Raw genomic sequence first — 25,433 nt, 5'->3', positions numbered from 1 at the left:
ACTTTGTGTAGTAGAGTACACATGAGTATTTTTGTGATATAATCCGCCTATGGCAAGAATCAACAATTCAGTACAGGGAGGCACTAAATGCCGAGTCTTAAAAAATCAACACTATATTCAATTATGATCTTAGTCTTATTGTCGGGATGTACTCAAGTAGTAACAGCCCCTATCTCCATAGCAGGTTCTGCTGTTAGTGCAACCATAGATATTACAGGTTCTGCCGTAGGTGCAGTTGTCGGTTCAGACGATGAGGATGAAGAAGATTAAAAGAGTGACTAGTCACGTGAGCCCTCTGCTGAAGACAAGTATCTAAAATGCAGTGCAAACGAAGCACTAAATGCTGAGTTGTAGGACCAAGTGTTAAAGTAGTAATCTGGACTTTGTTCAGATTACGTCCTATTAATGTGATTTAGCGTTATTAAACTCAGCGATCTCACTCTCTACCATCGCATCTATCATTCTTACATAAAGATCATTGATAAGATTTGGAGAGAGGTCTAAAGAGATCGCCTGTTCTCTTACTCTAGAGATGACAGCATCTATTCTCTCTTCTGCTTTTACTTCCTCTATACTTGTTTTAAAATGTGCTATCTGTTTAATATAATTATTACGTTCTGCGATAAGTGCTACGATCTGTTCATCCACTGTATCTATCTTTTCTCTAGCTTCATTTAATGTAGTACATTTTGTTGTTTCCATCTTCTATCCTTAGCTAATATCTCTATAATAACTGTATTATAGCCTAAAAACATCTGAAACAATATACTTTATAATCTTTCGATATAATTATCATATGCAACATAAAAAATACTTATTTATACCTTTATTGACAGCCACTATTTTTTTAGGAAATCTCTTAAATGCTTCGGAAGATTTTAATCTGACAAAAAGTAAAGACTTGATTATTTTACCCTATGCATTCACTACTGATTCCACTGGTTTTTCTGCTGGGATAGGCGTTATCAAACAAGGATTATTTCAACCTCAAACAACATTGGTTGCCTCTGTATTTGCTGGAGTAACGCAAGACATCATTATAAATGGACAACCCGAAGAAGCAAACTTTTCTGGAGGATTCATCGCCTTTTCAGACTTTAAACTTCCCTATACAAACAGGCTTTTCTTTTCTCTTATGGGTCTGAAAAGTTATTTTCCAAGAGCAAATTACTATATTGATGGTTCAAATGATTCCTATAAAGATGATGTCTTCACCACTTCAGGAGATTCAAACTTTTTCTATACAACCTTCCGATATGTCCTGCCCATAGGAGAAGGATTGGACAATCCTGAAGGGCTATACAGACTTCAAGATGGATTTACTATGGGCAGAGAAGGTTATGGTGGCGGTACTCCTTTTGTGACAGGGAGAACATCTATAGGGTTAAAAACATTTTTCCAATCCAATACTTCCGATGAGACAGAAAGGTGGGAAGATTCCGATTGGTGGGAACATGATACAGATGTACCAACATGGGGTTCCAATGGCCTAAGATTTTTCCTTACACATGATAATACAGATTTTGATCTTAACCCATCTAGAGGATACCACTTCCAAGTCCAATACTCAAAAGATTTTGGAAAAGGCGATTCACTGCAAAGCTGGGACTTCCTGGAGTTTAAATACAACCAATACTTTGATCTTGATACTTTCTCTTTTACCAAACAAAATGTGCTTGCACTAAGTGTTTGGACAGGATACTCTTACTCTTGGGACAATGATAGCGAAATCGCTCCTGGTTTTGATGCGCATCGTCCTCCGCTATGGGAAGGTCCCAGATTAGGTGGATTTAATCGTATGAGAGGTTATGATAACAACCGCTTCTCAGATAAAGCAGTATTTTATGCTACTGCAGAATACAGAGCTGTTTTAGACTGGAATCCATTAAAAAAGAATGATTATATTCCAGTTGCTGTAGATTGGTTTCAGGTTGTTGGATTTGTAGAAGTGGGAAGAGTGCATGACCAATACAATTTTGATCTTTTAAGTGACATGAAATATGATGTAGGTATCAGTTTGCGTGCAATGGCAGCACAGTTACCAGTACGTTTAGATATTGCTTATAGTGATGAAGGTACAAATATGTGGGTAATGATACAGCAACCGTTTGATTTTTAAACTTCACTATTTTAATCACACAAAGTATGCTATGTCTCTGTGAACGACCTTGTAAGCGAAGCGATTCGAGAACAGAGACGATTTTTTGCTTCGTTTTTTCTAAAAAAATGAAGAGAGAAACATGACCACAGTTTAGATAAAAGGGCTATTAAATAAAAAATCTTATAGATTTGCTATATTGACGTATGTGTTCCCACGCAAAGCATGGGAACAAGAAGAAATTAGTTTTGAAACAGAGTCTTACTCTACTTCAGCATCGATAACATCGTCATCGTCTGCTTTTTTAGCACCTTGTGCTGTATCTGCTCCGCCTTGCTCTTTAGCATACATTGCTTCTGCAAGTTTGTGACTTTTTTCAGTCAATGCTTTTACTTTCTCTTCTATCTGCTCTTTTGTTGCAGAGTCATCTTTAAGTACAGTTTCAAGCTCTTCGATAGCACTTTCAATACTTGCTTTTTCTGTAGCATCGAAGTTTTCACCTAGATCGGTTAATGACTTTTTAGTTTGGTGTACAAGTGCATCTGCCTGGTTTCTGGTTTCAACTACTTCTTTTCTTTTTTCATCTTCAGCTTTATGTGCTTCAGCATCTTGTACCATTTTTTCGATCTCTTCATCAGAAAGTCCTGACGAACCAGTGATCTTGATCTCCTGAGATTTACCTGTACCCTTATCACTTGCAGAAACTGTCAAGATACCATTGGCATCAATATCAAATGTTACTTCGATCTGTGGTACACCTCTTGGTGCTGCCGGGATATCTCTAAGCTCGAACATACCTAGTGATTTGTTGTCTTTAGAGAACTCTCTTTCACCTTGAAGTACATGAATACTAACAGCTGGCTGGTTATCTTCCGCTGTAGAGAATACTTGTGACTTCTTCGCAGGGATCGTTGTTCCTTTTTCGATGACCTTAGTCGTTACTCCACCCAATGTCTCGATACCAAGACTCAATGGTGTTACATCAAGAAGAAGAACATCTTTTACATCACCTGCAAGTACACCACCCTGGATAGCAGCACCAAGTGCAACTACTTCATCCGGGTTTACAGATTTGTTAAGCTCTTTTCCAAAAAATGCCTGTACTTTTTCTTGTACCAACGGAACTCTTGTTGAACCACCGACCATTACAACTTCTTTTACTTCATTTTTACTGAGACCTGCATCTTTAAGTACACCCTCAATTGTCTTGATCGTACTTTCAACAAGATCTGTAACAAGTGACTCAAATTTTGCTCTTGTAATTTTAGTTACCAAGTGTTTTGGTCCAGAAGCATCTGCTGTAATAAACGGAAGGTTTATCTCAGTTTCTGTTGCAGATGAAAGCTCTTTTTTTGCTGATTCTGCTGCATCTTTAACTCTCTGAAGTGCCATAACATCTGCTTTAACATCTATACCTGTTTCAGATTTAAACTCATCCGCTACAAAATCGATCACACGGTTATCAAAATCATCTCCACCAAGGAATGCATCTCCACCTGTAGCAAGTACTTCTACAACACCATCACCAGTTTCAAGTGCCGTAACATCAAATGTACCACCACCAAGGTCATAGACTACGATCTGCTCTGCTTCTTTTTTATCAAGACCATACGCAAGTGCTGCTGATGTTGGCTCATTGATAATTCTAAGTACATTAAGACCTGCAATTGTTCCTGCCTCTTTTGTTGCTTTTCTTTGTGCATCATTAAAGTATGCAGGAACTGTAATAACTGCATCAGTTACTGTCTCACCAAGGTATGCTTCTGCATCCTCTTTCATCTTTATAAGTACTTTTGCAGAGATCTCTTGAGGTGTATATGTTTTTTCAGCTACTTCTATAGCACATGCACCGTTTCTATCGATCACATGGTATGGAAGTCTCTCTTTTGCTTCAGCCGCTTTTGGCTCATCACACATAAGACCCATAATTCTCTTAATAGAGTAGATCGTCTTCTCAGGGTTTGTTACTGCTTGTCTTTTTGCAGACTCACCTACCAGTACTTCACCTTTGTCTGTAAATGCTACAATAGAAGGAGTAGTGTTCTTTCCCTCTTTGTTCGCAATGATCGCTGATTCACCATTTGTAAACACTGCCATCGCAGAGTTTGTTGTTCCTAAATCTATTCCTAATACTTTTCCCATATTATATATCCTTTGTTTTCTAAATTATTTACAAGTACTGACCATTGCTGGTCTCAATACTCTTTCTTTTATTGTGTAACCCTTTTGCATCACTTGAACCACATCACCCTCTTCATGCGCGTCACTCTCAACTTGCATAATAGCTTGATGTACTTCCGGATCAAACTCACCTTCACAATTTATCTCTTTGATACTATTTTTCTCCAATATCTTTTTGAGTTGTTCATAGGTAAGGTTTACACCCTCTTGCATTTTCTCTAAAACTTCAGAGCTCTCTTCACTGCCTTGCATAGATGCTAAAGCATTTTCAAAAGAGTCGATCACTGCTAAAATATCTTTTGCAAAACTTTCGTTTGCATATGCTACAGCATTCATTTTATCTTTCTCTAAACGTCTTTTACTATTTTCAAAGTCAGCATGTGCTCTAAGAAACTTATCTTTCCAATCTGCCGCTTCAACTTGTGCTGCTTCAAGAGGATCGACTTCTACAGTCTCTTCTGCTTCATTCTCTTGAGGTTCTACAACTTCTTCAGCCTGATCGGCTTCAAGATTTTCATTCTCTTGACTCATAAACAGATCTCCTTTTTAATATAAATACATGCATTTATCTCTAATGCTTAAGAGTATTATACAACATTGAGTGAGTCTTTGTCAAGTACTACCTTAATATTTTCAATAAACTAAGTTTAGTGTACATGACTAAACTATAAAATTAAAAAGAATTCTAGGCAGTACAATTAAAGATTTAAAAAAGTTAAAGGGGGATTTATTATGTATAAAATGATGAAGTATAACTGCCCAAAGGCAGTCATATAGTATTAGTTTCTAATACCTAAGTCTGCTTTGATAGTGTTCCATCTAGCAAGATCTGTATTTTTAAGATATCTCATAAGTCTTCTTCTCTGACCTACTAGTTTAAGTAGTCCAAGTCTTGAAGAGTGATCTTTTTTATTTGTTTTAAGGTGCTCAGTTAAGTAAGTAATTCTCTCTGTGATAAGTGCTACTTGTACTTCTGTTGAACCTGTATCGTTTTCGCCTCTAGCATATTTAGCAATGATTTCTTGCTTTTTCGCCTGATCTAAAGCCATGATGACCTCCTGATTGGTAATTTAATTTCCAAAACTCAATTTGGGAACGCAATAATATCATATTAAACTTACCTAAGACTTATGGATATGGGCAAATCTGCATCTAATCTAAATTAGAGTAAAATACTCCTAATTAACAAAACCGAACTATATTATTATAGTATAGGGTTAAAGGCTTAACTATGTTATTGACACGTGCAAGTGAATATGCTCTACTCTCTTTAGACAGTATACGAAAATCAGATAAACCTATCGGTGCAGAACAATTGGCTAATGAACTTAGCATCCCTAAAAGCTTTCTGGCTAAGATCTTACAAAGTCTTGCGAAACATGGTATTTTAGAATCACGTAAAGGTGCTCATGGCGGTTTTGTACTTGCACAAAAAGTAGATGAAATCACTATCAACAGTATTATACTTGCGGCAGAAGGTAAAGCACCTGCTGTATTTGACTGTACCAGCTATAGTCATACCTGTCCCAGTGGTGCTATTGGAACCTGTGCTATCTCACCATTTTTAGCAAACTTCCAAACTAAGATAGATGATTTCTTAGATGGTCTTACATTGGGAGACATACTATAAATAGGACGCATTTTGGGCAAAGCCCAAAATACTATGCTGTCGCTATGACATACCCCAAGGGCACTTCAGCAGTTGGCACATGCGACTAATCACATTTTAGATCATTATAAATTAACAAGGCTCTTTTTATGCAACAACACGTTTACCACCTCTCTCACATAGACCTTGATGGCTATGGATGTCAATATCTTTCACAACAATGTTTCAATACAATAGAGTGCTACAATGCTAACTATGGTCCTGAAGTGACTGCTCGTCTGGAAGAGATGGTCAAGAAAATTGAACAAGATAAGTTCTTATATGGAGATGATGTAGAAGCACTCATACTTATCACAGACCTTAACCTCACAAGTAAAGAGGGAAACTGGATAGAAAAAGAGGTTGTACGTATAGGTGCAAAGCTTCAACTTCTTGACCACCATGCTACAGGGAGCTCTGCAGCTGAACGTTTTGCCTGGTACAAACTCGACACTTCACGTTGTGCTACACTTATTACTTATGATTGGTTGCAGGAACATTATGCTTTTGATAAAACAAATGACTTGGCAACTATCGTTAAAGCTATCAATGCCATCGATATCTGGGTCAGTGATGATGCACTGTTCGAATACGGGAAAGTAATGCTTGGGATGATCTCAGGTGCGAGAGAAGTAAATCGTATCTTATTCCCAGCACAAGACAGAGCCTTTAAGCTTTCACTCATAGAAGCAGCAAAAGAGAGAGTAGAGAGTGAAAATGCACCCATACAACTGGATGATGCCCTTCACCAGATCAAAAAAAGTTTTTTCAAACAAGAAGAGAACAATACAAAAGACAATCTTGTAGCTTTCTATGTGACAGACCTTCTTACGAAAGACAGACAACGTCTTACTATCACCTATAAAGGATACAAAGGTATCCTCGGATATAATGTAGGAAATACCTCTATCATCGGGAACACCTGTATGCTGAACAATCCAGACTATGATTTCTACATGGATGTAAACTTCAGAGGAAACTTCTCACTTAGAAGCAACAACAAGCTGGATGTTTCACAAATGGCAGCACACATCGGAAACGGTGGTGGACACCCCAATGCAAGTGGTGGTAAGCTAGAAGGGTACAAAGACTCTTTTGTCTATGCCAATGTACGTAAGTTCGTACAAGACTATATCGATAAGAAACTCTCTTAATTCCAATATTAATATAACCCTGCTCAAAGAGCTGAAAGGATAGTATCGACACTATCCTTTGCATCTCCAAATAACATACGTGTATTCTCTTTATAAAAAAGCGGATTATCTACTCCGGCATATCCTGCTGCCATGGAGCGTTTCATCACGATTACTTTTTTTGCCTTCCAGACCTCTAAAACCGGCATACCGGCAATAGGACTGTTAGGGTCATCCTGTGCACCAGGGTTGACAATATCATTTGCACCGATCACCAATACCACATCCGTTTGAGAAAAATCATCATTGATCTCATCCATTTCAAATACAATGTCATAAGGCACTTTAGCTTCAGCTAACAGTACATTCATATGCCCCGGAAGACGTCCGGCTACAGGATGGATACCAAAGTGTATCTTTATCCCTTTGTCACCGAGTTTTTTGCTAATATCTGAAATAAGATGCTGCGCCTGAGCTACTGCCATACCGTACCCTGGAACAATGATCACACTCTTGGCACTTTTCAACTCTTGAGCTGCTTCTTCTGCTGTAGTGCTTAGGACTTCTCCTTGTATTGCTTCATTCCCACCAGCTACACTCACAGCTGTTGTTCCAAATCCCCCGGCGATCACGCTGATAAAACTTCGATTCATTGCTCGGCACATAATGTAAGAGAGGATGGCACCGCTGCTTCCCACCAGTGCACCGGTGATAATGAGCAGGTCATTTGAAAGCATAAAACCAGTTGCTGCTGCAGCCCAACCTGAGTAACTGTTAAGCATGGAGACCACGACCGGCATATCCGCACCACCGATCGACATCACCATATGTACACCAAAGACCAAGGCAATGATCATCATTATAACCAACGGGATCATACCCGATGCAATACTCTCTGCATTGATAAATTCAACACCCAGCCAGATAGAGGCTAGACCAAGACCAAGATTCAGCAAGTGACGAGCAGGGAGAAGCAGAGGTTTACTGCCAATGATTCCCTGCAATTTACCAAAAGCGATCACAGAACCGGTAAATGTCACTGCACCTATCAAAATACCCAGATAGATCTCCACTTCATGAATCGTTTTTTCAACACCTTCCAAGTGAGAGGCAGGGTCGAGATAACTGGCAAAGCCAATCAGCATTGCTGCTAAACCCACAAAGCTGTGCAGCATTGCAACCAGTTGAGGCATTCCTGTCATCTCAACTCTCATCGCTACAACACTACCGATGATCGCTCCTATAACAATAGTAACAAAGAGTACCCCGTAACTGCTCACCTGAGTACTAAGAACCGTAGCCACAATAGCGATCAGCATACCTATCATGCCGTAGATATTACCACGACGTGCACTCTCTTGATTACTCAGTCCGCCTAAACTTAAAATGAACAAAATACTAGCCATAATATATGCAGCAGTGAGTAAACCTTCAGTCATCATTCAACCTTCCCATTCATTTTTGAAACATTTTCAGCATACGATGGGTAACAAGAAAACCACCTGTTATGTTAATGGTAGCCACCAATATTGCCACTGTAGCCAAAATAGTGACAGCACTCGACAACTCACCTGATACTTGCATCAAGGCACCCAGAACAATGATCCCACTAATGGCATTGGTCACACTCATAAGTGGGGTATGCAGTGCTGGTGCAACATTCCAAACTACATGATATCCTACAAAACAGGCCAATACAAAGACAGTAAAATGAGCCATAAAATCAGGTGGTGCTATCCTGCCAAGCCCCGCAAGTAAAACAGCCCCTATGAGCATGAGCAGCACGCCTCCCCAGTTCCCGGATCTCTTCATTTTCTCTTCAGTCACCGGTGGAGCCTTAACTGCTGGTTGAGGAGACTTGGCAATAGCCTGAACTTTTAGTACCGGTGGAGGCCAAGTGCTCTCTCCCTCTTTAATGACAGTTGCTCCCCGGATAACATCATCTTCCATATCGACATTTATCTGTCCATCTTTCTCCTTACACAGGTCACTGAGAAGATGACGTAGGTTCGTACCATAGAGCTGGCTGGATTGCGTAGGCAAACGGCTTGGCAGATCCATGTATCCGATCAATGTCACCCCATGCTTTACAATTACTTTTCCCGCTTCTGTCAATGTACAGTTACCTCCCTGCTCTGCAGCCAGATCTACGATCACACTACCGTCACGCATTGATCTTACCATACTCTCAGTGATCAGTTCAGGAGCCCTTTTACCAGGGATCAAAGCAGTGGTAATAATGATATCCACTTCCATCGCCTGGCGTGAAAAAAGATCCATCTCTGCCTTGATGAACTCCGAGCTCATCTCCTTGGCATAACCACCCACTCCACTGCTTTCCTCTTCAAACTCGAGTTCCAGAAATTCTGCCCCCATACTTTCAACCTGTTCTTTCACCTCTGGACGGGTATCAAAAGCACGCACAATAGCGCCCAGCCCGCTTGCTGTACCCAAGGCAGCCAAACCTGCAACACCTGCACCGATCACCATCACTTTTGCCGGAGGTACTTTACCTGCAGCCGTGATCTGACCGGTAAAAAGCCGTCCAAAATGATTTGCAGCTTCTACCACTGCCCGATATCCGGCAATATTGGCCATAGAGCTCAGGACATCAAGCTTTTGTGCTCTGGATATCCTCGGCACACTGTCCATAGCAATCACAGTGGCTTTTCGTGCCATAAGCATTTTCATCAGTTTAGGATTCTGTGCAGGCCAAATAAAACTGATCAGACATCCGCCTTCTTTCAGCAGTTGGGCTTCGTGTATCCCAAGGGACGGATGTACTTCAGGAGCACGCACTTTCAGTATGATATCTGATCCTGCCCACAATACTTTAGTATCATCGATGATCTCAACCCCTCCTTCACGATAGAGATCATCAGAAAAATAGGCATTCTTTCCTGCTCCTGCTTCGATCATAATATCAAAACCCAGTTTTTGAAGCCATTTGATCGTCTCAGGAGTTGCTGCTACACGTTTCTCTCCAGAATGTATCTCTTTAGGAATTCCTATTTTCAGTGACATATTCCCTCTCCCCCGTAATTTTGGTCTTTTTATAAATTATAGTTAGATTTTTCTCTTTAAGCGCTTATGCATGCTACAGAATCCATTTAAAATTCACATGGATCTCGGTTCTCTTTATTTCATTGCTTTTAACAAACTGTGGTGGTGGCAGCTCAGACGGAGGAACTACTACAGCCGGAACAACTACCACTGGAGGGGGGAGAAGAAGCTACTACTGATCCTAAATATGATATTAGCTATAAAGGTCTTACTTTCTATGACTCTATTGCAGACTCAGTAACACCGGATCTAGGTGATGATGCTTATCCGGACAACTCTTTTTCTGATAAAATAGAAGCCGCAGTAAAACTACTTGTCAGGAATCCTGATACTAAAGTAGTTACCATTGGTACTGGTGGTCTGGGTGGTTGGGATGACCATAATGAAGCCAGAGACTATGTGACCAGAACAGAGAGACTTTTTGGAGCATTGAAATCAGCAATGGCACACTTGAAAGCAGAGGGGAAAGAGCAAAATGTCAACATTATGGTCTTTGGAGAATTCGGTAGAAATGTCAACTTAAACTCTGCAAATGGTTGGGACCATGGTAACCTACAGAACTTCTATGTTTTAGGTGGGAAAGGCTATTTTAATCATAAAGGTGTTGTAGGAGAAACGATAGTTGAAGATACCGGCAGTATCAATAGACTGTACCTGAAACCTAAGAGCGGAACTTATCAATTTGAACCACTTAGTATCGCAGCAACACTCTATAAAATCTATGGTATTGAAAATCCTGAGATCTTAACCAATAACAATGGAGCCGTTGAACAGCTCTTTACATAGTCAAACTACTTAACTATATCTTCACTCTCGCTTCTAAAGCACGCGAGAGTGACATTACATCTATATTATCCAACTCTACTCCTGAAGGAACACCCTGCGCGATCTTCGTAAATTTAATATCTAATCCAGTGAGTTTATCTTCTATATAAAGTATCATCGTATCTGTAGCAATGCTTGGAGGAAATGCAAAGATGATCTCATCTACACCACCTACGGCATAAAAAAGGTGTGCTTCATCAAGGTCTCGTACTTCTGAGACTACATAATAAACTCCATCAAATTGTCTACTCTCTTCTATGGTCAAGATATCTTTTGCACTTTGCACGATGCAGAGTTTCGAAGAGTCACGATAAGGGTCTGAGCAGATACTACAGAGTTCGTCTTCACTCATATTATGACATTTGGTACACTTCTGAATAGCATTTACTCCTGTCTCCAAAGCATGTGCAAGCTTCATCGCGGCAAAACCATCTTCCATCACTGCATGATAGGCTAAACGTATGGCAGTTTTTTTACCTATGGAAGGCAAAGAACCAAAGGCAGATACCAAATTTTCAAAAGCTTCTATCTTGTAATTTTTCATTATGCTCGTTCGTAATCCACTACTTTTGAATACTCTACCACAGTCTTGATAAAATCAACCACTTTAAGGTGTTCAGGATGTACAGCATAAGCATCCAACCCCTCTTTGCTTTCAAACACAGTGATGATACTCAGATCCATTGCTCTCTCCTCTGTTGAGAAGTTCAATCCTACATCCATACTTCTAAGTGTAGGGACGGCTCCCATCAGGTTTTCCAACATCTGTTTTGCCTGAATGATATTGGCTTTTTTGTTCTCTTCTTTAAACTGAAATGATACAATATGTACTACCATAAATAACCCCTAAATATACTTTTCGTGATTATAGCTAAATTATGGTAGAATTCGCCAAAATTATCCCTCAAATTATTGGAGAGAACAATGACAGATATGTGTTATTATGAAGTACTTGAAGTAAGTAAAGACTGTTCAGGTGCAGAACTGAAGAAATCATATAGAAAACTTGCGATGAAATACCATCCAGACAGAAATCCTGATGACAAAGAAGCAGAAGAGACTTTCAAAATAGTCAATGAAGCGTATCAAGTCTTAAGTGATGACGAAAAAAGAAGTATCTATGACCGTTATGGGAAGGCTGGGCTAGAAGGACAAGGTGGTATGGGCGGCGGCTTTGGCGGAGGGAATATGGATGATATCATGGATATCTTTAACTCTATGTTCGGTGGCTCAGGCGGCGGTTTTGGCGGTGGTTTTGGACATACACGCAGAGACCCTAGCCAAAAATATGCCCTGGACTTTGAAATAGAACTTCCATTGGCATTTCATGAAGCAGTCTTTGGCTGTGAAAAGAAGATTGATATCACTTATAAAACACCTTGTGGTGACTGTAAAGGTACAGGTGCGAAAGATGCCAAGTTAGAGACGTGTGACTACTGTAAAGGTCAAGGTCAAGTACTGATGAGACAAGGACCTATGCAGTTTGCACAAACCTGTCCTAAATGTCATGGTGAAGGACGAAGTATTGCTGAAAAGTGTGAAAGCTGTAGTGGTAAAGGATATCATGAAGAAGATGACACTGTTACCATTAAGATCCCTGCCGGGGTAGACAGTGGAAACCGTTTGCGTGCACAGGGATATGGGAATGAAGCAAAAAATGGAAGCCGTGGTGATCTCTACCTGACATTCTATGTAGAAGAAGATGAGAACTTCATACGTAATGGAAAAGACATTTATGTAGAAGTACCTGTATTCTTTACACAAGCCATCCTGGGAGAAACTATCACTATCCCTGCACTTGAAGGTGAACTGGATTTAGAGCTCAAGCAAAGTACTAAAGATAAAGAGCAGTTTGTCTTTGAAGGAGAAGGTGTAGCAGATGTACATGGTGGCAGAAAAGGCCGATTGGTTGCACAGATCCGTATGATCTTACCTAAGAAGATCAATGATGAGCAGAAAGAACTCCTCGAAAAACTCCAAGAGAGTTACGGCGTAGAAAGTCGTCCTCATAAAAGTACATTTGATTCTGCATTTAGCAGAGTAAAAGGTTGGTTTAAAAACTAAACTATCTTTCAGTATGGGCACTCTGTCCATACCACATCCTTATTTACATATTTTACACTTTTAATATCACATACAAAATGTTTTCATACTCTTCATAAAGGATAATTATTTTCTTTAAGTTCAGAAAGGTTATAATTTATAAAGGAGAATATTTTTCCTTAACTCTATTAAAAGGATATATCATGGCACGAAGAGGAAATTCGATCATTAAAGGAATTGAAATAAATGAAATCATTACTGTTCTAAATAAAGCATATGCAGATGAGTGGTTAGCTTACTACCAATACTTTATCGAAGCAAAAGTCATTAAAGGTATTATGAAAGATGCCGCTATAGCAGAACTCACTCAACATGCAGCAGATGAACTCCGGCATGCCAATATGGTAGCAGATAGGATCCTCCAATTAGGTGGAACACCTTTACTCCATCCAGAAGAGTGGTTTACACATACAAACTGTGGATATAAAGAACCAAAAGATTTTGATGTTGTAAGTATATTAGAGGACTCTATCAAGGGTGAGCAGTGTGCTATTTCCATCTATTCCAAATTAGTAGATATGACACGAGAAAAAGACATTGTTACCTATGACATCGTCTCTGAAATACTTGCAGATGAAGTAGAACACGAAGAAGACTTGCAATCTTTACATGATGATATTACTGACTTTATCGCTGATATCAAAAAATGTTCTGAATAACCCTAGATATTCAAAGATTTCAATTTACTACTGCACCTTTTGGTGTAGTATGATTTTAGATTCAGAAGTTTCAAAATCAGTGCTATCCGTACGTGCATCATAAGCAACAACATACACGTCATCAGCACTTTGCAGATAGTTCTTTTCACCAAACTCTGCATAGGCTGTAGCTCCTATGGAGATAAGTGCCTGTGCTGGGTAATTACATGCTTTAAGATGTGCAGCTATATCTTCTAAAGGTCCAAAGTCTTCTTGGGTATTCATTTTATCTATAAGCCACATTTTTAGCTTTGTATAGAAGTAACTGTAGCCAAGGAGCGGTGCATCAACACCATAAGGATGCAATATACCTTCACGTTCGACAAAAGAGCAAAGATGATAATGATCCATTACTCCACCCTCTTCAAACTTGTCTATAATTATCCATTTATCACCAATACCTTTAGAGTTGATCCCCCAAGACTTTTTCTCTGAGATCTTTTTAGCACCCTCTTTACGAATGGTACAGTCATTGAATGTTGTAAACTTTTGTGCCACAAGATCAGTTACTTGATTATCATCATTATAGATGAGATCAAAAAGCACAGCTATCTCCGGTTCAACTTGTGCATTAGCTTCATACTCTGGAAGGTTAAGTTTATCTGCACCTATAGAGTAAAGCCCTAAAAAAGAGTCAGATCCCGGTAAATAAAAAGGAAATATTCCTTTAGGAGCATCCGGTTCAGCAGTAACAACATTTTCAAAATCTTTAAGTTCACCAGCTTGTTCCAAATGATGAGCAAAGTTTCCTGCAACACCCAGTCCGATAACATTTTTAAGTTCCATAAAGTTCCTTATGAGAATAATATTAAACGTAGTATATCTTAGTGATGATTATATTGTGTTTTTGAAAAGTTTGAAATGGAGAGAATATGTAAATTATCTACTATCCGAAGATAGTAGATAGAAAGGTTAAACTTAGTTACCTGCTACTGCGTCTTTAAGTGTTTTACCCATTTTAAATTTAGGAGCAGTATGTGCTGCTTTTGTATATGTTTTGTCAGTTCCTGGAACTTTACCACTTTTCTCTGCTACTTCTACTGTAGAGAATGTTCCAAAACCTACTAGAGATACTGATTCTTTTTTAACAAGTGCCTCTGTTACTGATGAGATAAACGCTTTTACCGCTCTCTCTGCTGCTGCTTTACTTTCAAACTCACCGTTTTTCTGTACTAATTCTACAAAATCTGCTTTTGTCATTCTTCTTCCTTTTTTTAAGATGCAAACATTATAGCACAACTTAATCTTAAAAAAACATAAAAAGCCCTAAAAAGCCCTAAAAAGCGTCATCTAACGCTACTTTTATAGAGATTTAACTGGAAATTCAATAAAAATTATTTATCTACTTAATAAGTAATTATGTTGTTAATGTATTGATTATTTGATATTTGAGTAAGAGGATGGTGCGTCAGAGAGGATTTGAACCTCCACACCACTAGGGCACTACCCCCTCAAGGTAGCGTGTCTACCGTTCCACCACTGACGCACAATATAGACTGGATAGTTTAAAAGTACTATCAAACTTAAATAAAATGAGGGTAACAAAAAGTTGTGACGGGATTATATCCATCACAACCTTTTAATGTCTTTAAGATTAACCGATGAATGGGTTAGCGTAAAGAGCGATAAGCGCAATTACCAATGTATAGATAACTTGTGCTTCGATCATTGCAAGAGCAATAAACATTGTAGTCATTAGTTTACCACCAAGACCTGGGTTTCTAGCAGTACCAGCGATAGTAGCAGCAGCAGTATGACCCATACCAATTGCACCACCCATTGCAGCAATACCAAGACCAACACCAGCAGCAACTACTGAGTATGCTTTAATCATAGATTCACCATCTGCTTCACCAGCAAATGCAACAGCACTAAGTGCTAAGAAAAGTAAGAAAAACTTTTTCATTTTATATCCTTTAAATTTATGGGTTTTAAGTCCCCGTTGACTGCCTTCAAAAGTCTGTTCGGATAGCGTAAACGATAATGAATTATCGCCAACATAAACATAAATGCTTACATTTCCCTACTGATCACTTTTTATAAACGCTGTAATTATAACTGAAGATGATTTAATTTATGCTAAAAAATTATCTTACCATATCTATTAAAACCTCTGTTTCCATTACAAACCCATAAGATCTCTTTTGGGACCAACCAGTTGCATAATATTTACTTTATAGGTTGTCCATCTGCTTAAAATAGCACCTTGCTGACGGTCTAAGGTAATTACCTGTTGCTCCACTGGTATTCTTTCCTGAGAATCAAGCTGATTTAACAAATTATTGATCTGCTTATTTGTCATTCCATAAACCATGTTCAGACTCTGATCTTCTAACTGTTCGACAATGACATTAAGTGGTCTGCCATCTGCTAAAATCACTTGCGTTATGTAAAAAGAGCTGCTAAAGTAGACGACTCTGACATATCTGGCATCAAATACAATTTTAATTGTATCTATAGTCGGGTAATAGAACTCGTTCATATCATCGGTTCTAGCTTTTTCATACACAACCATGTTACCCTCACTAAGTTGCAGAAGCTTCTGATCAATAAAGAGTGTACCAAAATTATTCATACGATTATTTATATATCTACTATCTACCTGAAGATACTTATCATTAACCTGTAGTACAAGTTTATTATTTTTATAAGACAGATCTGTAGTACTACAGCCTGTTAAAAACGCTAACATAAATATTGTAATTAAAAATTTTACCACTCTATACATCCTAGCCTCTCCTATGATGATTTATGCCAAATATTCTGGTGTTGCCAACTCTACTTTTTTACCTTTTTGTTCCATTACCACGACTGTGATCTCATCACCTTCACTATATCTCTGGGGAAGGTCATTTACTCTTTCCTTAGCCACTTTAGAAATGTGCAGCAATGCATCAAATCCGTCTGGCATTTCAACAAAGAGTCCAAAGTCTACTATCTTCTTGACTTTACCTTGGTAGCTTTCACCTACTTTATATTCCATTTGTTTCTTCACAGGGGCAGAGGCAATATTTTCAATGTGTGCTTTGGCTGCTTCTACTTTTGCTTTATCACCACCAGCTACTTTAACACCCCCGACATCACGGTCAAGGTCTATGCTCACTTCAAATCTTTCGATAATTTCACGGATCGTTGCACCCGCTTTACCGATGATTTCACCTATCTTGGAAGGATGTACTGTAAAATGTTCAGTACTTGGCAGTGCCTCACTTGTAACAATATTTTGTTCAGCATCTTCCATCAGTTTAAGTATATGATTTTTACCTTTACTTGCTTTTTCAAGTGCATCTCTTAACACATTAAGGTCTATCCCCCCTAATTTAATATCCATTTGAAGTGCAGTGATACCATGTACAGTTCCTGCCACTTTAAAATCCATATCACCATCATGATCTTCAAGTCCCATGATATCTGTCAGGACTGCATACTTATCACCATCTGTAACAAGCCCCATAGCGATACCCGCTACAAGATCAACCATCTCAACTTCTGCCCCACGTAATGCCAAAGCACCTCCACAGATAGTTGCCATAGAAGAAGAACCATTACTCTCTAAGATCTCAGAAACCAAACGGATACTTCCATCATAATTAAGATCAATAACCGGCTCCAAAGCTCTTTTTCCAAGATTACCATGTCCTAATTCTCTTCTCCCCGGTGCACCTATATATTTGGCTTCACCAACAGAGTACCCCGGGAAATTATAATGTACCATGAATTTCTCTGACTGAGAATTCTTCTCAGTGATAAGCTCATACATTTGTGCATCTTTTTTGTCACCAAGTGTCACGGTTACCAGTGCTTGTGTCTGTCCACGGGTAAAGAGACATGAACCATGTACAGAAGGCAAAAGGTTGGTCTCAATACTAATAGGTCTTACCTCATCCAGTGCTCTACCATCTGCCCTGATATTTTTATCTAGTATCATTGCTCTTACAACTGTTTTCTTATAACGTTCAAGTACTTTGGAAACCAACTCTTTATCTGCTTCTTTACCTGCAGACTCTAAAGTCTCCATGATTTTAGTACGTACTTTTTTAAGCTCAGTAGAACGCTCACTTTTTGCCATGTGAGAGATAGCTTTTTCTACATCACTTGCATAGTTATTTTCAATGTAAGCATAAAGTGACTCATCTACTTTATCTTCAGCCAAAGTAAGCTCAAGAGGTTCTCTTACTAGAGGTGCAAATGCTTCCTCATACGCTGATGTTGCTTTCTCTATAGCTTCACCTGCAGTTGCGATAACATCTACAAGTGCTGCTTCATGAAACTCATTGGCATTCTGTACAGATTCATTTTCAGATGCAAGTGTACGCATCTCTATCATCACTACATCTTTTCCTGAACCCACAACAAGAAGGTCAAGTTCACTGTTGCCTTGCTGAGAGAGTGTTGGGTTGATAACAATATCATCATCAACCGTTCCTATTCTTACTGCTGCAATACTTGTTGCAAAAGGAATATCTGAGATGAACAATGCTGCATTGGCTGCATGAAGCGCAGCGACTTGCATATCTACCTCTTCATCTGAACTTACGACCATAATACTGATCGTTACAGGAAAATAAAAGCCTTTGGGGAACAGAGGTCTCAATGAACGATCAACAATACGAGAGGTCAAAGTCTCAAAATCACCTGGTTTTGTCTCTCTTTTAATGAACCCACCAGGGATCTTAGCAGCGGCATACGACTTTTCCATATACTGCACAGTTAAAGGAAGAAAATCTTCATCTACTGCTTTTTCATCTATCGCAACTGCTGCTATCAGCACTGCTTTGCCTTGTCTGTACATCACTGCACCACTAGCTTGTTTGGCTACTTTGTTAAATTCATATTTTTCTTCAAGACTATTTACATTTATCTCTATTATTTGTTCTTTCATACGTTCTTTTATCCTTTTTGGGTTTCAGTTTTAATTTCTTGTTCTTTATGTATCTGTTTTTCTTTATTTTTCATTTCTTGCTGCTTCACTATCTCCGATATCTCTTCAAAGTCCGATGTCTCAAAATCTTCATAATAGTATTCTATCGAAATATAGTCTTGTACCTTATGAGGACAAAATACACCATCACAGACAGAGAGCAGATTTTCATACACTGTTTTATCTAAAATAGGTGTTGCAATATAAATATTTTTAGCTTCTCTAGCGATCACCGATTTCAGTGCTACCATCATAGTAAGTCCTGTTTCTATACACTCATCTGCAAGTACAACATACTTCCCTTTGAGTGAAACCAGTTCTTTGCCTTTGCGATACTTATAAACATAAGCAAGTACTTCCTCTTCATACTTACGGTGTGCTTCACTATAAATATAGTCTTCACTAATATCAAAAGAGTCTATCAACGCCTTATGCATGACAACCTCTTCTGTCTCAGAAACCATTGCAATTGCCAATTCAGGATTATTTGGTGCTAAAATAGGCTCCGTAAGAAGGATATCCATTTGTGATTCTGTTGCTTTAGCGATCTTATCTGCAAAATAGACACCTTCTTCACTCACACCTATCACAACTGTTTCATTATCTCGTAACAACTTAAGAGGCAGCGTTTCTATAAGTTTAGCAGCTGCGTCCTCTTTGTTTTCAAAATAAGCATTAAGGTTTGAATCGTTGGGCATAATCCGCTCCTGGAAATTGTTTATTTACTTCATTTTCATCAAAAGTATAACGAAACTCTTCTATATACTTCATCAAGAGTTTGTATGCATAGTTGATTTGTTCCATTTTTACCACATCCCCTCCTAAGTCAGGATGGTACTTTTTTGCAAAAAAATGATACTGTTTTTTAATATCTGCTTTAGTGACCAATTTAGGCAAACCTAAAATATCTAAAGCTTTATCGATCTCTTCTATAGGGCTATGCATTACTTCATACTTTCTGTTCCTATCCCACCAAAAGGGATAAAGTTAAATTGGACATAAAAAGTATTATCTGTTGTATAGCCTGTAGGTCTTGGTGTAATATCTTGTCTTACAGAAGCAGCCATACTCCAACAGTCCTGCTTGTAACTTCCTCCAAATCTCCACTGTTTACTTGAAGACTCATCTATATTATAAGTCAATCCACCATTAATATTGATCCTCTCATTGTAGGTATAACCAAAATTAAAACTCACATCATTTGCCGGAAGTATATTAGGTTGATCTACTAATACCTGCTTATAGGTGTGCCCTAAAGTAACATAATACTCTTTTTCACGCAATGAAATACGACTTGACGATGCACGAATTTTATTAAACTCCGGAGCATAGACCACATCATTATAAAATTGCCATTTTTTAAAATTGTACTGCATTTCATTATTTATATCTGCAAACTTATACGCTCTGTCTACATAATATCTTTGCGAAAGTCGTTGATAAAATTTCAACTTCATATTTTTATCATAAAAATAGTGACTTAAAGAAAAAACATAATGTTCTTCAGGCAACCCTACTGAAAAAAGCTCTTTCTGATCTTCTGTAAGGTTATCAAATTCAACTGGACTTTCACTTTCATTACCAGGCTTTATATATCCCAATGAAGGCTGTAATACATGTATAAAATTATCATAGTTTTTTGTCAGATCCGTAAAGAATTTTACTTTATGAATACTACTGTAATACTCAAACTCATCATAAATATAACTTTCATTACCAAAAAAGAACTTACTATAATAAAGATCTTCAGCAAGTGAAAGATTTAAGAAATCATCAAAAAAGGAGGTAGTGAATTCTAAGGGTATTTTCATCTCTGCCTGCTTAAGTGTAGTACCTTCCTTCCTATCAAAGTTTTTAACTTGAAAATCAACATTGTAAGTAAGATTATTCCATAAAAAATGATCTATGTATTTATGTAATTGTACAGAAGGAAGTATCTGTAGAGTGTCATCGTTATCCACTTTTCTCGTATCTATAAAATATTTTGCATTAACTCCTGCATAATAATCATTATTGTATAAAAAATAATTTAATCGTGATTCTTGCAGCGGCACTAGTCCAAAATGTTCAAGGCGTGTTTTTTGCAGGTTAAGGTAATCAATATCATTTAAAAATGTTGTATTAATATATAAACCATCCGTAAACCCCTGAGGTAACTTGTCAGAAAATATTTTAGAAGATTCATAGTTGAATTCCAGCCCATAGTGACTGCTATTGGGAAGGTTGTTTTCTTCAACATAACTTTCCTTATCTTTAAAATACCCTACTCTTAACTTTCCGGAAGAGTGGTCACTGTCGGCAAAACGTAAAGTTGCGTAAAGTCCTATACTGCGGTTTGTACGAACCTGTGGGTTGAATTCAATATCCATACTTGGTGAGATTGCCCAAAAAATAGGTTGCTCATAGATAAACCCTTCATCAGCAGAATAACCCAAAAGAGGAAATAGCAGTCCAGAACTCCTCTCTTTATGTGTTGAAAAAGCCAAATAAGGCGTATAAAACATAGGTATATCCCAAAAATAAACCTTTGCATCATACACTTTCATGTACTTTTCTTCACTGTCATACAGAGAATGAGAAAAAACCATTTTCCATATAGGATCATTCACATCACAACTCGAAAGCATACTCATTCCAAAAGTATAGTTACCATCACTGCGATGTGCTTTGTCTGTGAAAAGCCAAACATCATTTTCACTTACAAAGAAAAGTTCTTCAAAAGTAACCTCTTTACTCTCTGTCTGTATCTCTAAATGTTTAATATGTTCTTTGGTACCTTGGTACCCAATCATTTCAACATTACCGTCCAAGATAAGTAATTTGGTTTTTTTATCATAAAAAGCTGAAGAAGCTTTGATCATAGAATCTTGATAATAGACTACAACTCCATCTGTAGCTTTAACAGTTGTCTCGGTTGTTTCTAAATGTTTTGCAGTTACTTCTATTTTATTCTTTTCTTCTACGGCATGCAGTATTTGTATACTCAATAGAAAAGAGAGGAGAAGTAAGATTTTATGCATCAGCAACTACACAATTTGAAAGTTTATCGTGAAAGGTTTGTTTGAGAGGCATCATCAATGCCATAATGAAACCTAAGTAGAAAAAGATCTCACTCCCAATTCTCAATAACGCACGTAAAAATGCTTGAATTAGCGATGGTCTAGCTCCCATCTTAAGATCGATCACTCTTATCTTCATGATATATTTTCCTAAAGTCATCCCGTTTTGCCAGACGGGTACCGTATGATAGAGGATTTTTATTGAAAGCATAACAAGAAGGTTGTCAACACTGAATTGTCTTAATTGGTCTTGAATAAGTGTGATCTCTTCAGCGGACATCATACCAGACGTGTGTGAAGCAATAACAAGCAGTTGATCATAAAAGATGATCAGGAAAAAAAGAGCTACCGTGATATCATCTATAACAAATGCACTGATTCTCTTTTGTACACTTGCTATAGGCAGAGAAGTCGACTCAGCCATTAGCTCTCCTAAAGTGCCTGATAAGCGATGTCGGTACGACACTGCTTTCCTGCAAAGTGCACTTGACCTACTAGCATATACGCACGTGCCTGTGCCTCTTTAATACTGTCACCCACACCTACACAGACAAGTACTCGACCACCTGTTGCGTAAAGTTTACCATCATCACCACGACTTACCCCTGCATAAGAGATATGTGCATTTTCATTGAGCTCTTCATGGTAAATATCATCTACAATGATCTCAGCAGGAGCTGTGCTTTTATAAGGATAATCCTTGCTTGCCATCACCACACCTACTGCATACTTGTCATGAAACTCTATCTTGGCATTTTTCAAGTCACCAGTTGCTGCTTTATAGAATAACTCACTTGCTGGTGATTTCAGTAAAGGCATTAACTCTTCGCATTCAGGGTCACCAAAACGTACATTATACTCAAGGATGATAGGCTCACCTTTAACGACCATAACACCGATAAAAAGCACTCCTGTAAACGGCATACCCTCTTCTTTCATCCCTTTAAGGGTTGGCTCTATCACTCGTTCATCTAACTTACGATAAATTTCATCATTGACAAGTGGTGTTGGGGCATAAGCTCCCATACCACCTGTATTTGGACCCTCATCATTGTTTAATAGTCTTTTATGATCCTGTGCCGCAGGTAAAACCACATAGTCGTTACCATCACAGATAGCAAAGACTGAAAGCTCATAACCATCTAAAAACTCTTCAACAACTATGCTTGTTCCTGCATCACCAAATGAGTTACCCGAAAGCATCTCTCCTGCAGCTTTTTTGGCTTCATCATGACTCTGAGCTATAATGACGCCCTTACCGCCACAAAGTCCGTCTGCTTTGACGACAATAGGCACTTCAAGAGTGTTGATAAATTTATAGGCATCTTCCAAAGAATCTGTTTCGATATATTTAGCCGTAGGAACATTGTGACGTGCAAGGAAGTTCTTCATAAAGATCTTAGAACCTTCCAACTGTGCGGCCTTTGCCGTAGGGCCAAAGATAGCCAATCCTCTTTTTTCAAAAACATCAACGATACCATCAACCAGCGGTGCTTCAGGTCCAACTATAGTAAGTTCAACATTGTTAGCTTCTACAAAATCAGCCAATTCGTTAAAATCACTAATACTTAAATTCTCACCCAACTCATCTGTAGCCCCATTACCCGGTGCAAAATAGATCTTCTCAACATTCTCATCTTTTTTGAGTGCCAAACCAATAGAGTATTCTCTACCACCCGCACCTATCATCAATACGTTCATTATGTTCTCCGGAATAAGTTAATAATTAAGGGGGGAAATCCCAAAATGAAGTAGGTGTTATGCTTGTGCGTAAGGGGTTTCTTAAAAATTCAGGGCGAACTGATGGTTCGTCGTAATTTTTAGGGAAGCCCTTGCGTGCAATGATGGCACCTAATTCCCCCGAGTGGCCGTTCTGTTTAAAAGTCGGCTCTAAAAAGCTAACAATGCAGGAGAGAGTCTCTCTTTAGGGGGCAATTTCTCGTATGGCTAACCACACTCAAACGAAAATGTCCACACACCAAGAGACTACATGTCCCACTAAAATTAATGTTGAACCCCATATACAGTAATCGAACCACTTAGGTTATATACATTATAACCTATTTGGAATTAGAAGTGAATAAGGTACTCTCTAAAATGAAGAATTTGCTATCTCTTTTGCTTTTACGATACATGCATTTATTAGTGGTTCACCTGCCACTACATACTCTGCATCTACAGGTAAATGTACCTTTGTAGCTTTACCTATCACCACAGCAGTATAGCTCTCATCCCAGTTAAAATTCTTTAAAAAGCAATGGATGGTTGAGGGAGAAGTAAAGATGATAATAGCATTTTTTAAAGGCTTTTCTTTAGGGAGGTATTGGATACAAGACGTTTCATAAATAATTTGCTCTTGAAGTGTTATCCCCTCTTTATCCAAAAAGTCTTTAGAGTCAAAGGAGACTTCTTTTGGACGGAGATAAAGTAGTTTTTTATCTCTAAAAAACTGTGCTATATCATGGCTTAACGATTCACCATAAAAAGATTTTGGATGGTAAATAACCTTACCCCCTAAATCCTCTATCTGTTTTTTAGTTGCAGCCCCTATCGCTATACATGGATAATTTTTCCAAGAGAGGTCTATCGTATCAGCAGTTACTACAGCTTGTTTAGAAGTAAACATCAAAGTGTTACTATGAGAAAAATCTATAGATTTAGCAGTAACAGTAAAGTCAATCATAGGTAGCGCTATCGTTCCCTCTTTAGGTGTAGGAGATAAAAGATAGATAGCTCGTGACATTAGTTTGCTTTGTTCACTTCTGATAAAGACTTCCCATTCAACATCGCTACATTAACATCTTCATCATCATAAGGATCGAAATGCGGGGTAATGATCCAACGTTTTCTTTTCTCTAATGCCATCATTTGATCTTCTACTTCATCTGCTATACGGTGTGCTTCCAGCAAAAGCATATTGGGACGCAATACCATATGAAACTCAACAAAATTTGTCGTACCGTCTGAACGTGTTTTAAGCCAATGATAACTCGTGATCTCAGGATGATTAGAGATGATCTCTCCAATTTTTGCAACAATATCCCCATCCAAGGATTTATCCAGAAGGATCTCTATACCCTCCACAATGATCTCATAGGCAGAGTAAATAATATAGACTCCGATACCCAAACCAAAGATCGCATCTATACTGTCAAGTCCTGTAAAAGAGACAAGTCCCAAAGCTACAAGAACAGCTGCATTACTCCAAAGGTCTGTTTTATAATGCAAGGCATCTGCTTTAATGACAAGGTTATCTGTTTTTTCTGCTACTTTGAGTAGATACTGTACTAAAAAATAAGTGATGATAATGGAAAACACCATCGCAAAGATAGATGGTGTAAGCAGCGTAGTTACAGTACCTTCATCCAGTTTTTTAAGTGCCACATAGATGATATAAATTCCGGAAATAGTAATTACTGTACCTTCTATGACCGCAGCAATAGCTTGTATTTTTCCTTTACCGTACTGATACTCGGAATCCGGATCTTCTTCTGATTTTTTAATAGCAAAAAAGTTAAAGATAGAGACAGCCATATCGAGCAGTGAGTCTATGGCAGAAGCGAGTACAGCTACTGAACCGCTGGCTATACCGATGATCAGTTTAACCAATACAAGTACTGTAGCTACAGAACTTGAAACGATAGTTGCTTTTTTTTGTGGTGACATGTGTGTATTCAAGAAAAATCCTGTGAGTTTAATATTGC

General features: G+C 38.3%; 27 protein-coding genes and 1 tRNA gene. 7 read left to right on the top strand and 21 right to left on the bottom strand.

From position 1 onward, the window contains the following. The first annotated feature begins 87 nt into the window (after window positions 1-87). Window positions 88-270 (top strand): hypothetical protein, encoded by a 183-nt coding sequence (locus ACLHDG_RS03090; protein WP_415407527.1) that lies wholly within the window; start codon window positions 88-90, stop codon window positions 268-270. Between the two features lie 132 nt (window positions 271-402). Here ACLHDG_RS03090 and ACLHDG_RS03085 read toward each other — a convergent pair whose 3' ends face one another. Then, window positions 403-702, bottom strand: coding sequence for a chorismate mutase (locus tag ACLHDG_RS03085; RefSeq protein WP_415407526.1), 300 nt, complete (start codon window positions 700-702; stop codon window positions 403-405). A 94-nt stretch (window positions 703-796) separates the two neighbouring features. On the opposite strand from ACLHDG_RS03085, the gene ACLHDG_RS03080 reads away from it, so the two are divergent. Next, entirely contained in the window at window positions 797-2,119 is a 1,323-nt protein-coding gene (locus ACLHDG_RS03080; protein ID WP_415407525.1) for a BamA/TamA family outer membrane protein, read from the top strand. Window positions 2,120-2,359: 240 nt separating this feature from the next. On the opposite strand, the gene dnaK is transcribed toward ACLHDG_RS03080, so the two are convergent. The 3 genes from dnaK to rpsO all read right to left on the bottom strand — a co-directional run bounded on the left by dnaK (window position 2,360) and on the right by rpsO (window position 5,328). Then, entirely contained in the window at window positions 2,360-4,240 is a 1,881-nt protein-coding gene (gene dnaK / locus ACLHDG_RS03075; protein ID WP_415407524.1) for a molecular chaperone DnaK, read from the bottom strand. A 24-nt stretch (window positions 4,241-4,264) separates the two neighbouring features. Continuing rightward, window positions 4,265-4,810, bottom strand: coding sequence for a nucleotide exchange factor GrpE (grpE, locus tag ACLHDG_RS03070; RefSeq protein WP_415407523.1), 546 nt, complete (start codon window positions 4,808-4,810; stop codon window positions 4,265-4,267). A 248-nt stretch (window positions 4,811-5,058) separates the two neighbouring features. Continuing rightward, window positions 5,059-5,328 carry a 30S ribosomal protein S15 gene (rpsO, locus tag ACLHDG_RS03065; RefSeq protein ID WP_415407522.1) on the bottom strand — a complete coding sequence of 90 codons (270 nt, stop codon included), beginning with the start codon at window positions 5,326-5,328 and terminating at the stop codon, window positions 5,059-5,061. 182 nt (window positions 5,329-5,510) lie between these two features. On the opposite strand from rpsO, the gene ACLHDG_RS03060 reads away from it, so the two are divergent. Beyond that, window positions 5,511-5,909 (top strand): RrF2 family transcriptional regulator, encoded by a 399-nt coding sequence (locus tag ACLHDG_RS03060; protein ID WP_415407521.1) that lies wholly within the window; start codon window positions 5,511-5,513, stop codon window positions 5,907-5,909. Between the two features lie 128 nt (window positions 5,910-6,037). After that, window positions 6,038-7,081, top strand: a complete 1,044-nt coding sequence (locus ACLHDG_RS03055; RefSeq protein WP_415407520.1) for a DHH family phosphoesterase — start codon at window positions 6,038-6,040, stop codon at window positions 7,079-7,081. A gap of 23 nt (window positions 7,082-7,104) precedes the next feature. Here ACLHDG_RS03055 and pntB read toward each other — a convergent pair whose 3' ends face one another. Then, window positions 7,105-8,499, bottom strand: coding sequence for a Re/Si-specific NAD(P)(+) transhydrogenase subunit beta (gene pntB, locus ACLHDG_RS03050; protein WP_415407519.1), 1,395 nt, complete (start codon window positions 8,497-8,499; stop codon window positions 7,105-7,107). A 16-nt stretch (window positions 8,500-8,515) separates the two neighbouring features. Beyond that, the gene (locus tag ACLHDG_RS03045) at window positions 8,516-10,084 is read right to left on the bottom strand and encodes a Re/Si-specific NAD(P)(+) transhydrogenase subunit alpha (protein WP_415407518.1); all 1,569 of its coding nucleotides are present in this window, start codon (window positions 10,082-10,084) and stop codon (window positions 8,516-8,518) included. Between the two features lie 144 nt (window positions 10,085-10,228). On the opposite strand from ACLHDG_RS03045, the gene ACLHDG_RS03040 reads away from it, so the two are divergent. Further along, a complete protein-coding gene (locus ACLHDG_RS03040) occupies window positions 10,229-10,909 on the top strand; it encodes a DUF1501 domain-containing protein (RefSeq protein ID WP_415407517.1) in 681 nt (226 codons plus the stop codon). Between the two features lie 13 nt (window positions 10,910-10,922). Here ACLHDG_RS03040 and recR read toward each other — a convergent pair whose 3' ends face one another. Together recR and ACLHDG_RS03030 are read right to left on the bottom strand one after the other, a co-directional pair. Continuing rightward, window positions 10,923-11,492: a recombination mediator RecR gene (gene recR / locus ACLHDG_RS03035; protein ID WP_415407516.1), complete on the bottom strand. Its 570-nt coding sequence runs from the start codon at window positions 11,490-11,492 to the stop codon at window positions 10,923-10,925. After that, entirely contained in the window at window positions 11,492-11,785 is a 294-nt protein-coding gene (locus tag ACLHDG_RS03030) for a Dabb family protein (protein ID WP_415407515.1), read from the bottom strand. Before ACLHDG_RS03030 ends, recR begins: the two co-directional genes overlap by 1 nt. Before the next feature lie 87 nt (window positions 11,786-11,872). On the opposite strand from ACLHDG_RS03030, the gene dnaJ reads away from it, so the two are divergent. Both dnaJ and ACLHDG_RS03020 read left to right on the top strand, forming a co-directional pair. Beyond that, window positions 11,873-13,012, top strand: a complete 1,140-nt coding sequence (gene dnaJ / locus ACLHDG_RS03025; protein ID WP_415407514.1) for a molecular chaperone DnaJ — start codon at window positions 11,873-11,875, stop codon at window positions 13,010-13,012. A gap of 182 nt (window positions 13,013-13,194) precedes the next feature. Beyond that, the gene (locus ACLHDG_RS03020) at window positions 13,195-13,710 is read left to right on the top strand and encodes a ferritin-like domain-containing protein (RefSeq protein WP_415407513.1); all 516 of its coding nucleotides are present in this window, start codon (window positions 13,195-13,197) and stop codon (window positions 13,708-13,710) included. 27 nt (window positions 13,711-13,737) lie between these two features. Here ACLHDG_RS03020 and ACLHDG_RS03015 read toward each other — a convergent pair whose 3' ends face one another. The 13 genes from ACLHDG_RS03015 to ACLHDG_RS02955 all read right to left on the bottom strand — a co-directional run bounded on the left by ACLHDG_RS03015 (window position 13,738) and on the right by ACLHDG_RS02955 (window position 25,395). Next, window positions 13,738-14,535 carry a DUF5718 family protein gene (locus ACLHDG_RS03015; protein WP_415407512.1) on the bottom strand — a complete coding sequence of 266 codons (798 nt, stop codon included), beginning with the start codon at window positions 14,533-14,535 and terminating at the stop codon, window positions 13,738-13,740. A gap of 132 nt (window positions 14,536-14,667) precedes the next feature. Further along, the gene (locus ACLHDG_RS03010; RefSeq protein ID WP_415407511.1) at window positions 14,668-14,949 is read right to left on the bottom strand and encodes an HU family DNA-binding protein; all 282 of its coding nucleotides are present in this window, start codon (window positions 14,947-14,949) and stop codon (window positions 14,668-14,670) included. A gap of 201 nt (window positions 14,950-15,150) precedes the next feature. Further along, window positions 15,151-15,235, bottom strand: a tRNA-Leu gene (locus tag ACLHDG_RS03005). Between the two features lie 108 nt (window positions 15,236-15,343). Next, window positions 15,344-15,655 carry a F0F1 ATP synthase subunit C gene (locus tag ACLHDG_RS03000; RefSeq protein ID WP_415407510.1) on the bottom strand — a complete coding sequence of 104 codons (312 nt, stop codon included), beginning with the start codon at window positions 15,653-15,655 and terminating at the stop codon, window positions 15,344-15,346. Window positions 15,656-15,871: 216 nt separating this feature from the next. Continuing rightward, window positions 15,872-16,441 (bottom strand): hypothetical protein, encoded by a 570-nt coding sequence (locus ACLHDG_RS02995; protein WP_415407509.1) that lies wholly within the window; start codon window positions 16,439-16,441, stop codon window positions 15,872-15,874. A gap of 57 nt (window positions 16,442-16,498) precedes the next feature. Continuing rightward, window positions 16,499-18,631 (bottom strand): polyribonucleotide nucleotidyltransferase, encoded by a 2,133-nt coding sequence (locus ACLHDG_RS02990; protein WP_415407508.1) that lies wholly within the window; start codon window positions 18,629-18,631, stop codon window positions 16,499-16,501. A gap of 8 nt (window positions 18,632-18,639) precedes the next feature. Beyond that, the gene (locus ACLHDG_RS02985) at window positions 18,640-19,368 is read right to left on the bottom strand and encodes a phosphoribosyltransferase (protein WP_415407507.1); all 729 of its coding nucleotides are present in this window, start codon (window positions 19,366-19,368) and stop codon (window positions 18,640-18,642) included. Beyond that, window positions 19,346-19,615, bottom strand: coding sequence for a J domain-containing protein (locus ACLHDG_RS02980; RefSeq protein ID WP_415407506.1), 270 nt, complete (start codon window positions 19,613-19,615; stop codon window positions 19,346-19,348). The genes ACLHDG_RS02985 and ACLHDG_RS02980 overlap by 23 nt, the downstream gene beginning before the upstream one ends. Next, on the bottom strand, window positions 19,615-21,690 hold the full coding sequence (locus tag ACLHDG_RS02975) for an LPS-assembly protein LptD (RefSeq protein ID WP_415407505.1): 2,076 nt from the start codon (window positions 21,688-21,690) through the stop codon (window positions 19,615-19,617). Before ACLHDG_RS02975 ends, ACLHDG_RS02980 begins: the two co-directional genes overlap by 1 nt. Next, window positions 21,683-22,153, bottom strand: coding sequence for an RDD family protein (locus ACLHDG_RS02970; RefSeq protein ID WP_415407504.1), 471 nt, complete (start codon window positions 22,151-22,153; stop codon window positions 21,683-21,685). Before ACLHDG_RS02970 ends, ACLHDG_RS02975 begins: the two co-directional genes overlap by 8 nt. A gap of 8 nt (window positions 22,154-22,161) precedes the next feature. Further along, window positions 22,162-23,430: a phosphoribosylamine--glycine ligase gene (purD, locus tag ACLHDG_RS02965; RefSeq protein WP_415407503.1), complete on the bottom strand. Its 1,269-nt coding sequence runs from the start codon at window positions 23,428-23,430 to the stop codon at window positions 22,162-22,164. 391 nt (window positions 23,431-23,821) lie between these two features. Continuing rightward, window positions 23,822-24,472, bottom strand: a complete 651-nt coding sequence (locus ACLHDG_RS02960) for a uroporphyrinogen-III synthase (RefSeq protein ID WP_415407502.1) — start codon at window positions 24,470-24,472, stop codon at window positions 23,822-23,824. Next, on the bottom strand, window positions 24,472-25,395 hold the full coding sequence (locus ACLHDG_RS02955; protein WP_415408322.1) for a cation diffusion facilitator family transporter: 924 nt from the start codon (window positions 25,393-25,395) through the stop codon (window positions 24,472-24,474). Before ACLHDG_RS02955 ends, ACLHDG_RS02960 begins: the two co-directional genes overlap by 1 nt. Window positions 25,396-25,433: the final 38 nt, after the last annotated feature.

It is taken from the genome of Sulfurovum iocasae (assembly GCF_047716765.1).
GTDB lineage: Bacteria > Campylobacterota > Campylobacteria > Campylobacterales > Sulfurovaceae > Sulfurovum.
This window is presented reverse-complemented; position numbering and strand designations above follow the sequence as displayed.

Excerpts from the sequence above, each read along its gene's own strand:
- recR (WP_415407516.1), bottom strand. The coding sequence starts at position 11,492 with ATGAAAAATTACAAGATAGAAGCTTTTGAAAATTTGGTATCTGCCTTT.
- pntB (WP_415407519.1), bottom strand. The coding sequence starts at position 8,499 with ATGACTGAAGGTTTACTCACTGCTGCATATATTATGGCTAGTATTTTG.
- ACLHDG_RS03020 (WP_415407513.1), top strand. The coding sequence starts at position 13,195 with ATGGCACGAAGAGGAAATTCGATCATTAAAGGAATTGAAATAAATGAA.
- dnaJ (WP_415407514.1), top strand. The coding sequence starts at position 11,873 with ATGACAGATATGTGTTATTATGAAGTACTTGAAGTAAGTAAAGACTGT.
- grpE (WP_415407523.1), bottom strand. The coding sequence starts at position 4,810 with ATGAGTCAAGAGAATGAAAATCTTGAAGCCGATCAGGCTGAAGAAGTT.
- ACLHDG_RS03000 (WP_415407510.1), bottom strand. The coding sequence starts at position 15,655 with ATGAAAAAGTTTTTCTTACTTTTCTTAGCACTTAGTGCTGTTGCATTT.
- dnaK (WP_415407524.1), bottom strand. The coding sequence starts at position 4,240 with ATGGGAAAAGTATTAGGAATAGATTTAGGAACAACAAACTCTGCGATG.
- ACLHDG_RS03010 (WP_415407511.1), bottom strand. The coding sequence starts at position 14,949 with ATGACAAAAGCAGATTTTGTAGAATTAGTACAGAAAAACGGTGAGTTT.
- rpsO (WP_415407522.1), bottom strand. The coding sequence starts at position 5,328 with ATGGCTTTAGATCAGGCGAAAAAGCAAGAAATCATTGCTAAATATGCT.
- ACLHDG_RS03090 (WP_415407527.1), top strand. The coding sequence starts at position 88 with ATGCCGAGTCTTAAAAAATCAACACTATATTCAATTATGATCTTAGTC.
- ACLHDG_RS02985 (WP_415407507.1), bottom strand. The coding sequence starts at position 19,368 with ATGCCCAACGATTCAAACCTTAATGCTTATTTTGAAAACAAAGAGGAC.
- ACLHDG_RS03030 (WP_415407515.1), bottom strand. The coding sequence starts at position 11,785 with ATGGTAGTACATATTGTATCATTTCAGTTTAAAGAAGAGAACAAAAAA.
- ACLHDG_RS02975 (WP_415407505.1), bottom strand. The coding sequence starts at position 21,690 with ATGCATAAAATCTTACTTCTCCTCTCTTTTCTATTGAGTATACAAATA.
- ACLHDG_RS03060 (WP_415407521.1), top strand. The coding sequence starts at position 5,511 with ATGTTATTGACACGTGCAAGTGAATATGCTCTACTCTCTTTAGACAGT.
- ACLHDG_RS02955 (WP_415408322.1), bottom strand. The coding sequence starts at position 25,395 with ATGTCACCACAAAAAAAAGCAACTATCGTTTCAAGTTCTGTAGCTACA.
- ACLHDG_RS03045 (WP_415407518.1), bottom strand. The coding sequence starts at position 10,084 with ATGTCACTGAAAATAGGAATTCCTAAAGAGATACATTCTGGAGAGAAA.
- ACLHDG_RS03055 (WP_415407520.1), top strand. The coding sequence starts at position 6,038 with ATGCAACAACACGTTTACCACCTCTCTCACATAGACCTTGATGGCTAT.
- ACLHDG_RS02980 (WP_415407506.1), bottom strand. The coding sequence starts at position 19,615 with ATGCATAGCCCTATAGAAGAGATCGATAAAGCTTTAGATATTTTAGGT.
- ACLHDG_RS02960 (WP_415407502.1), bottom strand. The coding sequence starts at position 24,472 with ATGTCACGAGCTATCTATCTTTTATCTCCTACACCTAAAGAGGGAACG.
- ACLHDG_RS03085 (WP_415407526.1), bottom strand. The coding sequence starts at position 702 with ATGGAAACAACAAAATGTACTACATTAAATGAAGCTAGAGAAAAGATA.
- ACLHDG_RS02995 (WP_415407509.1), bottom strand. The coding sequence starts at position 16,441 with ATGTTAGCGTTTTTAACAGGCTGTAGTACTACAGATCTGTCTTATAAA.
- ACLHDG_RS03080 (WP_415407525.1), top strand. The coding sequence starts at position 797 with ATGCAACATAAAAAATACTTATTTATACCTTTATTGACAGCCACTATT.
- purD (WP_415407503.1), bottom strand. The coding sequence starts at position 23,430 with ATGAACGTATTGATGATAGGTGCGGGTGGTAGAGAATACTCTATTGGT.
- ACLHDG_RS03015 (WP_415407512.1), bottom strand. The coding sequence starts at position 14,535 with ATGGAACTTAAAAATGTTATCGGACTGGGTGTTGCAGGAAACTTTGCT.
- ACLHDG_RS02990 (WP_415407508.1), bottom strand. The coding sequence starts at position 18,631 with ATGAAAGAACAAATAATAGAGATAAATGTAAATAGTCTTGAAGAAAAA.
- ACLHDG_RS02970 (WP_415407504.1), bottom strand. The coding sequence starts at position 22,153 with ATGGCTGAGTCGACTTCTCTGCCTATAGCAAGTGTACAAAAGAGAATC.